Source organism: Pseudomonas sp. LBUM1645, assembly GCF_059716185.1.
The window spans coordinates 4700591-4713036 of record NZ_CP166811.1 but is presented as its reverse complement, the minus strand read 5'-3'; the positions used below and the strand labels follow the sequence as shown (position 1 = coordinate 4713036).

Here is a 12446-nt window from a genome sequence, read left to right as displayed (position 1 = left end):
GAGGGTTTAGCGGGTGCCGAGTTTGCGCAGGTTGCCGGGGGTGAATTCGTCTTCAGTGAAGGCAGTGGCGTTGAGCTTGGCGGGTTTTTGATCGATCAACATACGGTCAACCAGATACGAACCAGCGATCAGATCATGGTAGATCCCGAGGCGAGCGTGGTAGCGCTGCAGCTCGTAGGCGTAGATCGAAGTTTGCATGTTGGTGCGCCAAAGCTCGCCGCGGCTGTCGTAGTTGTCGGCCAGGGTTGCGGCCCAGGAGTCTTCGTCGAGGTACAACACACGCTTGGCGTAAACATGCCGGGCGCCTTCTTTAAGTGTTGCCTGCAAGACCCAGACGCGGTGCTTTTCATAGCGCATGTACTGCGGATCGATGTGGCCGGTGGTGGCCAGGATCTGATCGGTGGTCACACCTGGTTCGTCGATCTTGTAGTTGTGGTACGGAATGTAGATTTCTTTCTTGCCGACGATGGTCCAGTTGTAGCGATCCGGTGCACCGTTGAACAAACGGTCTTCGTCATACACCCGAAAACCGCCGGCGCCGCTCGGTGAGTCATAGCCTACGGTTGGTGCACGACGTACTCGACGTTGCCCCGGGCTGTACTGCCAGGCCTGGCGAGGGGAGGCGGTCGGGTTGATGAACTCGTGACCGACGACAATCTCGCCTTTCTTGCGCACCGGCTCCAGGGTGGTGATCAGGAAGTTGGTGAGAATGCCGTTGGCGCTCTCCAGGGTTTTATCCGGGCTGGACCAGATCGAGAAGATTTTGTAATTGACCTCTTCGAGCACACGTTCCTTGTTGGAGTACACCACCGCCTGACCGTAGTTGGCCTCTTCGGTATTGGCGCGTCCGGCCAGCGTATGGTTGAACATCAACTCGCTACCGTTCTTTGGAATCGGGAACGGCGAGGCGCCCCAGGCGTTTTGCGTGTCGTTGTTGTCGTTGGCCAGTTCGGCGCTGACCGCGTTTTTCTTCACCAGGTCTTCCAGGCGCTGATCGAAACGGAAGTCGCGATGGCTCGGGTACACCGGAATGTTGAAGGTCGCGGGGTAGCGTTTTAGCAACGCTTTTTGGCCATCGGTGAGGTTGTCGGCGTACTTGTCCATGTTCTGCGCGTTGATCACGAACAGCGGCTTTTCTGCCGCGTACGGGTCCGGGTACGGCGTGCCGGGGCCAGCGTATTTGAGCTGCGGCGGCAATCCGCGCCATTTTCCGGTCCAGGCCGGGATGCTGCCGTCGGCGTTGCCCGCCTTCTCGGCACCCATCGGGGTCAGGTCCTGACCCAGGCGTGCGGCTTCTTCATTGCTGATTTTGGCCTGAACCAGGCCACTGCCGAGCAGGCTGACGGCCAACGCCGTGCCCAACAATGTGTGGGTAAATCTAGACATGCTGTGCTCCTCCATCAGGGGATTCAGAACCGGTATTTGAAGTTGAGGGCGACGTTGTCGCGGTCGGCCAACGGGGCGTTGTTGGCGTTGCCCAGGTAGGCGTTGTAACGGGCTTCGACGGTGAAGTTGCCCAGATAGCGCCACGAGCTGCCGATGCTCGCGCGGTCGTCGCCCTGGCCTGAGTTGATCGAGCCCACCAGTGCGCTGTCATGCTGGGCGGCGGTGCTGTAGGTGACGGGCACCGACATGTCCCAGCCGCTGAACACGTTGTTGTAATCGAAGTTCGCCTGAACCGTGTAACCGAAGGCGTCGCGGTCATAGACCAGACTGTCGGTGCCCGGCTGCGAGAAGCCGGGGGCGAATGTCACAGGTTCCGACTTGTCGTTGCTGAGCACGGTGTTGTAGACCAGCTCACCAGTCAGAGTGGTGTTGTCGGCCCATGAAGTCGGGCCGAGCACGTAGATCATCGACGTCTGCGCCTGCATGGTTTTGCCGCGCACCGGGCTTGAGAAACCGTTGTCGACCATCACTGGCTGACCGTCGCGGTAGCTGACTTCACCGGCCCAGCTCACGCTGCCCAGCACCGTGGAGAAACTCGCACCGTACAGGTCGATGTTGTCGAAGTAGCGCACCCGGTAGTGCCCCAGGTCGGTCTGGAAATCCAGCGACGGGGTCTTGTCGTGGTAGCGCGAGTAGTAGAGGCCGAACTCGGTGTTGTTCAGCGACTCTGCCGCATAGGTCAGGGCCACACCGTATTGGCCGCTGTCGCTCGGCTTGTCGTCACCCAGGCGCGTCAGGAAACCGCTGGCGTCGTTGAAGCCACCCTCGTCAATGAAGTCGGTGGTGGAAAAGTAGCTACCCACGCCGAACAACTGGGTCTTTTCCCATTTGTATTGGTAGTAGGCCTGCAGATCGAGGCTGTCGGTCAGGCTGAACTGGGTAAACAGTTGGCCGACGGGCAGCAGGATCTCCTTGACCTCAACCCCCGGAGTGGTCGACTTGGTTGCATCCACCGGGCTCTGGGCAGCGGAAATGCCGGGGTAGAACAGGCTTTCACCCCAGCTCACAACCTGATTGCCGAGCCGCGCGTTGAAGTTGTGGCCGCCGATGTCCCAGGTGCCATACGCGTAGTAATCGAGCATGCGCAGTTCATTGCGGTGTTGATCGATGGTGTCCTGGGAGAAACGGTCGGGACGGTTGCAATGACCGCCGGCGAAGCAGTTCGAGGTGCCTGTGTCGTTGTCGTTGCCCTGATCGTAAACGTTGTCGTAAAAGCCCGTCCCACGCAGGAACACGCCGTAGTCCTCACGCCATTTGATGTTGGCCTCGGTGAGAAAACCGCTGCGGTTGTTGATCAGGCTGCCTTTGTCGAACGCGTTGTCGCCATCGTTGCCGTTGGCATTGGCCGTCAGCTTGTGATCGCGAGAGTCGGTCCGCCAGGCCAGGCTGTACGTCAGTGTGGTATCCCAGTCGACGCTCAAATCCTCGTTCGGCTGGAAGCTCATGGCGCTGGCTTGACTGCCCAGTCCACCAGCCAGCAAGAGCATGGCCAGCTGTACGCGAGGGTGCAGCGATTGTGGGGCGATTATTGTTTTTATCATGTCGTCCTCATGCCCAGGTCAGACCTGCCCGACCTGCATTTCAGGGGGGTGATTGGTGCTGTGGGCGACTATGGAGTCAGCTTTGGGGCGCAACATCGTCCAAGCGGACTAAGCGATTTGCACGGGGCTGGGGCGCCCATCGCCTTAGTCCCATCGGACGATGACCGTTCAGGGCACGCGGCGAACAATCCCGAGACCGACTGCACCGGGCGAAGATCTGGCGGCGGCGGTTTTTGCCTGATGGGCGCTGAGCAAGGGTGATCGCATGAAAGCTGCCGGGATCAAATGGGATGAGTGCTGCGATGTACTGGTGATTGGCTCCGGAGCGGGGGGAATGACTGCGGCGCTGCGTGCCCACGATCTGGGGCTCAATGCGCTATTGATCGAGAAGAGCGCCGAATACGGCGGCACCTCGGCGGTGTCTGGCGGCGGCATCTGGATACCGGACAACCACCGGATCAAAGCCCTGGGCGGCAGCGATTCTGCAGCCGAAGCGATTGCCTACATCCGTGCGGTGACCCATGGCGAGATCGATGACGGGCGTATCGAAGCCTATGTCGAACACGGTCGCGAGATGGTCGAATACCTCGAACAACAGACCCGCGTGCGTTTCGAGGCGCAGCCTCGCTATGCCGATTACTACCCGGAAGTCGAAGGCGGAAAACCGGGCTACCGCTCCATGGACCCGCAACCGTTTGACGCCGCCGAACTGGGTGAGGAATTTCTGCGCATGCGTGCGCCATCCCCCGGAACACTGATGATGGGACGCATGGCGATGACCATGAAAGAGGCGCAGGTTCTGTTGTGCCGTGGCCCTGGCTGGTTGCGACTGACGCTGCGGGTGATGTGGCGTTACTGGCGTGACCGCGAAGGCCGGCGGTTGTCACGTCGCGACCGTTTCCTGACCCTTGGCAATGCCTTGATCGGCGCCTTGCGCTGTTCGTTGCAGGATCGCGGCAAGTCCCTTTGGCTGAACTGTGCACTGGAAGAACTGCTGCTCGTTGGTGATCGGGTTGGCGGCGCTCGCGTCTGTCGCGACGGGCAGTTACTCAACGTCAAGGCACGCTACGGCGTGATCATTGCGGCCGGTGGTTTCGAGCGAAATCAGGCGATGCGTACGCAGTATCTGCCACAACCGACCCAGGCCAACTGGAGTGCCACACCGCCGCACAATACTGGTGACGGCATTCGCGCCGGTCAGGCAATCGGTGCTCGCACCGCGCTGATGGACCATAGCTGGTGGGCGCCGACCACCCATGTCCAGGGCGAAGAAAAGCAGCGTGCACTGTTCGTCGAACGGACCTTGCCGGGCTGCGTGCTGGTCAACTCTGCCGGCGAGCGTTTCGTCAACGAAGCCGCGCCCTACACCGATATCGTTTACGCGATGTACGCCAACAATCGCGAAGGCGCGGTGAGTGTGCCGTGCTGGATGGTGTTCGACGCCGAATTCCGCCGCAAGTACCCCTGTGGCGCGTTACTGCCAGGCTACGCACAGCCCGATTGGCAGCTGCCCGAGCATCTGCGTGAGTACTTTTACAAGGCTGCGAGTTTGCAGGCGCTGGCAGAAAAAATCGGCGTCGACGGTGCCGGTCTGGTCCGTACGGTGCAGCGTTTCAACGGCATGGCTGTGCAGGGTGTCGACGCAGATTTCCATAAAGGTGAATCGCTGTTCGATCGCTACTACGGTGATCCGAATGTGCAGCCCAATCCTTGCCTGGCGCCGTTGCTCAAAGGTCCGTTCTACGCCGTGCGCATTGATGCCGGGGATATCGGCACCAAGGGTGGTTTGCTGACCGATGTTCACGCCCGCGTGTTGCATGAGGACGGGCAACCCATCAACGGTTTGTATGCCATCGGCAACAGCGCCGCTTCGATGATGGGGCGCACGTACCCGGGCGCCGGCTCGACCATCGGCCCGGCAATGACCTTCGGTTACGTGGCGGCCAATCACATCAAGTGTCAGAGCGAGACCAGCTCGGCCAAAAGCCTGTTCAGGAGCGTCGAATGAATCAGCAACGCAATCAAGTTGCGGTCGTGACGGGCGCCAGTCGCGGGGTCGGTCAGGGCATCGCACTGGCCCTTGGCGCTGCGGGCATGACGGTGTTCGTCACCGGACGTGCGCCGGAGCACGGTGGATCGAATTTGTACGGGCATGCATTGCGCGGCTCGCTGGAGGACACGGCAGCGGCAATTACTGCGGCGGGTGGGCGGGGTATCGCGGTGGTCTGCGATCATGCCGATGATGCGCAGGTCCAGGCACTGTTCGCCCGGGTTGAAAAGGAATGTGGGCAACTGGATTTGCTGGTGAACAATGCCGCGTTCATTCATGACCAGTTGATTGAACCGGGACCTTTCTGGGAGAAGCCGCTGGACCTGGTGCGGATCCTCGACGTTGGTCTGCGTTCGGCCTATGTCGCCAGTTATCACGCCGCGCCATTGTTGCTGCGCAGCAGTCGAGGGCTGATCTGTTTCACCTCGTCATTCGGTGCCGGGTGTTACATGCATGGCCCCGCGTATGGTGCGCAAAAGGCTGGTTGCGACAAACTGGCGGCCGACATGGCGATCGACTTCGAGGGGCGGGGCGTGGCGGCGTTATCGCTATGGCTCGGCCCGCAACTGACCGAACGCACCCGGATTGCCGGCGAGCAGCATGGAGAGCAATACAAGGCCTTTCTGGCGGATGCCGAAACCCCGCAATTCAATGGCCGGGTGATTCACGCATTGCTCAATGACCCGCAGTTGATGACGTTCTCCGGGCAGACATTAATCACTGCCGAAATAGCCGCCGGTTACGGCATCAGCGAAGCCGGCGGCCGCCAGCCACCTTCCCACAGAGCCATGCTCGGCGACCCGCGCCAGCAACATCCGGCGCGGGTGATCTGAATTCACAGTCGGTAAGGCGCACACAAAACCCTGTGGGAGCGAGCTTGCTCGCGATGACGGCGGTACATTCAGCATCAATGTTGACTGACCTGACGCTATCGCGAGCAAGCTCGCTCCCACAGGGGTTGTGTTCGACTGGAGAAATGACGTTCTCCGGGCAGACATTAATCACCGCCGAAATAGCCGCCGGTTACGGCATCAGCGAAGCCGGCGGCCGCCAGCCACCTTCCCACCGCGCCATGCTCGGCGACCCGCGCCAGCAGCATCCGGCACGAGTGGTCTAGCCCACATCCGGCAGGTCCAACACAAAACCCTGTGGGAGCGAGCTTGCTCGCGATGAGGTCAGCACAGCCAACATTGATGTCGGCTGACACACCGCTATCGCGAGCAAGCTCGCTCCCACAGGGGTTGCGTTTAATTGACTGGCTGCAAGGCCCACTCACGCAACACATTCTTGGTCACTTTGCCTGCCGCATTCAGCGGCATGCTCTCAAGCACCCGCACCCGGCGCGGGACTTTGTAGTTGGCCATCTGCTCGCGGCACCAGGCGAGGAATCGGGCCTGCTCGATCTCAATGCCCGGAGCTGGCAGCAGGAAGGCCATTGCCACTTCACCAAGACGTTCATCGGGGATGCCGATCACCGCAACCTGGGCCACGCCGGGGTAGGTCAGCAAACAGTGTTCGATCTCCGCCGGGTACACGTTGAAACCGCCAGTGATGAACATGTCCTTGAGGCGGTCGGTGATACGCAGGTAACCCTGTTCGTCGAGCACGCCGATGTCCCCGGTGTGCAGCCAGCCGTCGGCATCGAGGACTTCCCGGCTGGCCTGCGGATCATTGAAATAACCCTGCATCAGGTTGTAGCCGCGCACCTGAACCTCGCCGGGAACGTTGGCCGGTTGGCTGTGGCCCGTGCTGCCAGCGCAGCGGATTTCCACACCAGGCATGGCCCGGCCGCTAGTGTTGGCGACCAATTCCGGCGAATCCCCAGGACGGCAGATCGTCGCAAAACCGCAAACTTCGGTAAGACCGTAGGCGGTGACGATGGTGGCAAACCCCAGTTCGTCACGCATGCGCCGGATCATCTCCACCGGAATCGCCGCAGCACCGGTCACCGCTACCCGCAATGACGTCAGGTCAAATTCGCTGCGTTGCGGATGGGCAAGCAATGACTGATAGAGCGTCGGCGGGCCGGGCAGCACGGTGATCCGTTCGCGCTCGACGCATTCAAGCACCGCCTGCACATCGAACACCTGCTGCGGCACGATGGTGCAGCCGCGCATCAGCGCCGCCAGCCAACCGGCCTTGTAACCGAAGGAATGGAAGAACGGATTGACGATCAGGTAGCGATCGCCCTCACGCAAACCGACCACCTCGCTCCAGTCGCGCACCACCCGCAGGTTTTGTCCATGGTTGGTCATCACGCCTTTGGGTTTGCCGGTGGTGCCCGAAGTGAACAGCAGGTCGGACAGCGCTTGTGGGCCAATGCTGCGTTCGCGGGTTTGCAGCGCCAATTGCGACACGTCTGCGCCCAGGTCGAGGAAGTCATCCCAGTTCAGGGTGCCCGATCCACCGTCGCGCAAGGTGACGATCTGGCGCAGCGCCGGCAGTGCTTCAGACGCCAGCATGCGCGGGTAATCGGCACCCAGAAATTCACCGATGGCAAACAGCACGCAGGCACCGCTTTCGCGAAGGATGTAACCAGCCTCGCTGCCCTTCATGCGGGTGTTGAGTGGCACCAGTGCTGCGCCGACACTTTGTAACGCGCCGGCGGCCACGATCCATTCCCAAATATTTGGCGCCCAGATCGCCACCCGATCCCCGGCTTGAACGTCCAGCGCCAGTAACGCACGGGCGGCTTGGCGGCGCAGTTGGTCGAGTTCTCGGTAGCTGATCGAACGCCCGTCATCCTCGATGGCCGGGCGGTCGCCGTAGGCCTGGGCAGCGTTGGCGAACAGTTGGGCGATGGTCAGTGCGGTTGCGACAGGCGGCATGGGGCCTCCCCGGTTAGAAGACAGTGGCGAAAAAGGGAGTGGGCCGGGCAGGGCGCCCGGCCGGATAGCGAATTACTGGGCGGGCGGGGCGAAGCGGCGACCGGCGGAGAAACCACCGTCCACGGCGATCATCTGGCCGCTGACAAAGGACGCTTCGTCTGAAGCCAGGAACAGCGCGACGTTGGCTACTTCTTCCGGTTGCCCGGAGCGGTTGAGCATGTGTTGCGAGGCGAAGAAAGCGTGGAAGGCTTCCTGCTCGCGGACCATGCTGGTCATCGGCGTTTCGATCAGGCCAGGGCACAAGCCGTTGACGCGGATATTGGCGTAGCCGTAATCAATGGCCATCGAGCGGGTCAGCTGGTTGATGCCGCCCTTGGAGACGTTATAGGCGACGTTACCATCGCAACCTTGCAGGCCGAAGATCGAGCCGACGTTGATGATCGAACCGCTGCGTTGGGACACCATCGATTCCAGCGCGTATTTGCTGGTGAGCATGCTGCCCGTCAGGTTGATGTCCATCACCCGTTGCCAGTTGGCGGTGGTGGTCTGGGTCACGCTGCCCTGATCGGCGACGCCGGCTGCGTTGACCAGCACGTCGATGCGCCCGAAGTGGCCGATGACTTCTTGCATGACTTGCTGGACCTGCGCTTCGTCGCGCACATCGAGGGTCATGAACAGGCCAGGGAAATCCGTCGGTGCGGTGCCGATGTCCAGCCCGACCACTTGCGCGCCTTCAGCGGCGAAGCGGCGCACACAGGCCAGACCGATCCCTGAAGCGCCGCCGGTAACCACCGCGACCTTGTTCTGCAAACGAGCCATAACTGCACCTCTTTTATTGTTGTGGGCTAATGCTGTGGCCGAGTCTAACCGCAGCCCCGGCCAAGGTGATCGTCCGTTGAGACTATGGCGACAGAGCGTCTCAATTGGGGAATGCTGTGGCTCTCGACCCCCCCTGTAGGAGCTGTCGAGTGCAACGAGGCTGCGATCTTTTGATCTTGCCTTTGAAAAATCAAAAGATCGCAGCCTCGTTGCACTCGACAGCTCCTACAGGGGAGCGCGTACTCAGTCAGGGAATTTCAACCGTACCCGGGCGCCGGTTGGACGGCTCTGGCAGGCCAGCGTCCAGCCTTCGGCCAACTCTTTGGGGCTGAGTACATCGTTGCGTGCCAGCTGGATCTCACCTTCCTCGACGACGCACATGCAGGCCCCGCAAAAACCTTCTTCGCAAGAAGAGGGCACGTCCAGGCCTGCCGCTTTGCAACTTTGCAGCAGGGTGTCGCCAGGATGACAAGCAATTTCGTGTTGCTGACCATCGAGCTCGACAATCAACGCCTCGCACTGCGATCCGAGGGCCGCGGCCCGAGCCAGGGTTGCTTCAGCGAGTAGTTCGTCGGGATCCGGAGGCGAGACAAAACGTTCGACATGGATGCGTTCGGCGGCTTCGCCCAGTCCCAATAGCGTGCGCTCCACGGTGTCCATGAACGGTCCCGGTCCGCAGATGAAGTAGTCACCGCCGGCCGAACCGCGCAGCAGATGACGCACCTGGGCGTCGGTCAGGAAACCCTGAACCGAGTCGAGGACGTGCACCACGTGCAGTTGATCAGGATGCGCCTTGATCAACTGACGCAGCTCATCCTTGAAAATCACCGAGGCTTCATCACGGTTGGCGTAGATCAACTTGATCGGCCGCTGGCTGCTGCGCAGCACTGATTTCAGGATCGAAAACACCGGGGTAATGCCCGATCCTCCACCGAACAGCACCAGCGGTCTATCAACCGATTGCTCCTCGTCCAAACAGAAATGCCCGGCTGGCGGCAACACCTCCAGCCAGTCACCGACCTGTACTTCGTTCATCCAGTTCGACACCCGGCCGCCTTCGACCCGTTTGACCGTGACCTTAGGCAGTGCATCCGACAGCGGTGAGCTGGCCATGGAGTAACAGCGGGTCAACAGCTTGCCGGCGCAAGGCACGCGAAAACTCAGGAACTGGCCCGGTTTGTAACGAAAGCGCTCACGCAGTGACGGCGGTATATCCAGCACCAGCGAGCGCGCATCAAAGGTCTCGTCGATCACCGCGCACACTTGCAATGAATAGCTCCCCGTTGTTGATTCGGCCGGTGTCAGGTTCTGCTGTTGCGTGCCCATGTTCACCTCGGCCTCAGAGCCCGCTGATCAATTGGGCGTTGTCGACGCGGATCTCGGCACCGTTGACGAAACGTGACTCGTCAGTGGCGAGGAACAGCACCACATTGGCAATGTCCCGGGGCGCGCACATGCGATTCATCGGGTCTTGGTCGAGGGCTTCCTGAGGGATCGGCTGGCCGCCGGTCAAGGCCTGGGTCATCGGCGTGTTGACGCCATCCGGGTGCACGCTGTTGCAGCGAATGCGGTAGCCCTGTTGCTTGCAGTGCAAGGCAATCGAGCGAGTCATTGCCGCCACCGCGCCTTTGGAGGCCGAGTAGGCGCAGAACATTGGCATCGCGCCCAGCGCCGCCACCGACGACATATTGATGATCGAGCCGCCGCCGGTTTCCTTCATGGCCTGGATCGCGTACTTGCAGCCGAGAAAGTAACCGTCGCCATTGATTTTCTGCACCTTCTGCCACAGTTCCAGCGTGGTGTCTTCGATGCTGCCCAAGGCCAGAATCGCAGCGTTGTTCACCAGTACATCGAGGCGCCCGAAGTGTTCCAGGGTGGTTTTGATCACTTGTTGCCAATCGCTTTCGCTGGCGATGTCATGGCGAATGAACAGCGCATTGCTGCCGATTTCTGCGGCGACCTGGCGTCCGGCTTCTTCGTTGAGATCGGTCAGCACGACTTTGGCACCTTCGCGGGCCAGCAGCAGGGCGTCTTCGCGACCGATGCCGCTGGCGGCGCCGGTGATGATGCAGACTTTGCCTTCTACACGTTGCATTGTTGTTCTCCTGAGCGTGTGGTTCGAAGTGCGACTTGATCGACCAGATGGGCAGCGGCCCGGCGACCGGAATAGATGCAATCGGCCAGCGACAGGCCGGAGACATAAAGGTTGGAAGCGACCCCGACGGCATTGCGGCCGGCGCTGTAAAGACCCCGGATCGGCTGACCGGCGTGGTCCAGCACCTGACCGCTGAGCTCGCAGACTTTCAGCCCGCCAAGAGTGATGACCGGGCAGGGAAACAGGCGACTGGCGAAGGACAGATCGAGGGCGTACCACGGCCCCTGGTCCATGTCGGCGAGCATGGCTTGCGACTTGCCGAACGTATCAACGACTTCGCCCCGCGCAGCGCGGCTATAGGTTTCCACGCTCTGTCGCAGGGCCTCGACGGGCAATCCGCAACGCTTGGCCAGCTTCGTTAAACTGTTGCTGCGCCGGGCGTTAAACAGCAAATTGAGCAGCACCGGTAGGCGCTGGAATTGCCAGACTTTTCCCGGTCCGACCTGACGCAACGCCTCGCGCACCAGCGCCCGGTTGAGAATCAGAATCGCGCGGCCGTCCTGCTCTTCGACCATCGCGTGGCCGAGGGTCGCACCGTAGATTTCTTCGTTGGCGTAACGCTGACCCCGAGCATTGACGATCAATCCTCGGGCCCAGGCCAGTGGTGGATTGATAAAACGCCAGGCGCTGACTTTATTCATCCGCGCCACGCTGCCACCGGCACTCTGGCCCAGGGCGATTCCGCTGCCGTTACAGCCTGTGGTCCCCAGCGGCAAACCGGCCAGATACTGCGGCGCATGCTGGCGGACCCACCCGCGATTGAAGATAAAACCGCCGCTGCTCAGCAACACACCCTGTTCGGCGCGAATCAGCTGGCGTTCGGCACTGGTTTGTTCGATGCGTCGCAAGCGAGCGCGCAAACGGTCGGCCAATGCCGGGGCGTACATGTGGATGGCGCTGGCCCAGCGCGAAAGCCGCGCATGTTGACGGGCGGCGGGGCTACCGGGCGGCAGGTGCCAGGCTTCGACCCCCAACACGTGATCGCTGGTGTCGAGCACCAGCCGCCGCACTTCGCACTGGCTGCGCAGGCGCGCACCGTGACGCAAAGCGCTGGCCTTGAGCGGGGCGAACAGGCTGGCGCCGGACATGCCGGGGCCTTTGGTGCGGTGACCGCGAGGTGCCGGTTTGGCAATGGCGGCATAGGCCGGCACGGCTTCGTTGCCGGAGTAATAAAGGTAGTACTGATCGCTCGGGTACGAAGTTTTATGCGGCGGCACGCTGGATTCGAACGCGACACCCTGACGTTCAAGCCACGCCAGTTGCTCGGCACTGCCTTCGCAGAACTCGCGCAAGGTCTGGTTGCTGACAGCCTCGCCGACTTCGCGACGCAGGTAGTTGAACATCGCTTCGCTGCTGTCGTCATAGCCGGCCTGGCGTTGATACGGCGTGCCGCCACCGGCATACACCACGCCGCCACTGAGCGCGGTGGCGCCGCCACCTTCAAAGCGGTCCAGCGCCAGCACTGCCAATCCGCGACTGGCCGCTTCGATGGCGGCACAGGCGCCGGCGCCGCCAAAACCGACGACCAGTAGATCGCAGCGGTCATCCCAGTTCAGCTGGTCGGCGCTGCTCACTCGCAACGCCGTCAACCCGTTCAGGCTGTCCAT

The 12446-nt window shown here is 61.4% G+C and carries 9 protein-coding genes and 1 pseudogene; 3 read left to right on the top strand and 7 right to left on the bottom strand.

Annotated features, from left to right (window positions below; translation table 11 throughout):
- Positions 1–6: 6 nt before the first annotated feature.
- Together ACA079_RS21205 and ACA079_RS21200 are read right to left on the bottom strand one after the other, a co-directional pair.
- Positions 7–1386: a DUF1329 domain-containing protein gene (locus ACA079_RS21205; RefSeq protein ID WP_497700829.1), complete on the bottom strand. Its 1380-nt coding sequence runs from the start codon at positions 1384–1386 to the stop codon at positions 7–9.
- 23 nt (positions 1387–1409) lie between these two features.
- Positions 1410–2987, bottom strand: a complete 1578-nt coding sequence (locus ACA079_RS21200; protein ID WP_497700828.1) for a DUF1302 domain-containing protein — start codon at positions 2985–2987, stop codon at positions 1410–1412.
- A gap of 265 nt (positions 2988–3252) precedes the next feature.
- Here ACA079_RS21200 and ACA079_RS21195 point away from each other — a divergent pair, with 265 nt between their 5' ends.
- The 3 genes and pseudogenes from ACA079_RS21195 to ACA079_RS21185 form a co-directional block, all read left to right on the top strand.
- Positions 3253–4995, top strand: coding sequence for an FAD-binding protein (locus tag ACA079_RS21195; RefSeq protein WP_497700827.1), 1743 nt, complete (start codon positions 3253–3255; stop codon positions 4993–4995).
- On the top strand, positions 4992–5870 hold the full coding sequence (locus ACA079_RS21190; RefSeq protein WP_497700826.1) for an SDR family NAD(P)-dependent oxidoreductase: 879 nt from the start codon (positions 4992–4994) through the stop codon (positions 5868–5870). Before ACA079_RS21195 ends, ACA079_RS21190 begins: the two co-directional genes overlap by 4 nt.
- A gap of 143 nt (positions 5871–6013) precedes the next feature.
- A pseudogene (locus ACA079_RS21185) lies at positions 6014–6154 on the top strand (SDR family NAD(P)-dependent oxidoreductase); the annotation flags it as partial.
- A gap of 130 nt (positions 6155–6284) precedes the next feature.
- On the opposite strand, the gene ACA079_RS21180 reads toward ACA079_RS21185, so the two are convergent.
- From ACA079_RS21180 to ACA079_RS21160, 5 genes are all read right to left on the bottom strand, one after another.
- The gene (locus ACA079_RS21180) at positions 6285–7865 is read right to left on the bottom strand and encodes a FadD3 family acyl-CoA ligase (RefSeq protein WP_497700825.1); all 1581 of its coding nucleotides are present in this window, start codon (positions 7863–7865) and stop codon (positions 6285–6287) included.
- Between the two features lie 72 nt (positions 7866–7937).
- On the bottom strand, positions 7938–8684 hold the full coding sequence (locus ACA079_RS21175) for an SDR family NAD(P)-dependent oxidoreductase (protein ID WP_497700824.1): 747 nt from the start codon (positions 8682–8684) through the stop codon (positions 7938–7940).
- Between the two features lie 243 nt (positions 8685–8927).
- Complete coding sequence (locus ACA079_RS21170) at positions 8928–10010, bottom strand: 2Fe-2S iron-sulfur cluster-binding protein (RefSeq protein ID WP_497700823.1); 1083 nt, start codon at positions 10008–10010, stop codon at positions 8928–8930.
- 13 nt (positions 10011–10023) lie between these two features.
- Positions 10024–10779: a glucose 1-dehydrogenase gene (locus tag ACA079_RS21165; RefSeq protein ID WP_046049827.1), complete on the bottom strand. Its 756-nt coding sequence runs from the start codon at positions 10777–10779 to the stop codon at positions 10024–10026.
- A complete protein-coding gene (locus tag ACA079_RS21160) occupies positions 10767–12446 on the bottom strand; it encodes an FAD-binding protein (RefSeq protein ID WP_497700822.1) in 1680 nt (559 codons plus the stop codon). The genes ACA079_RS21165 and ACA079_RS21160 overlap by 13 nt, the downstream gene beginning before the upstream one ends.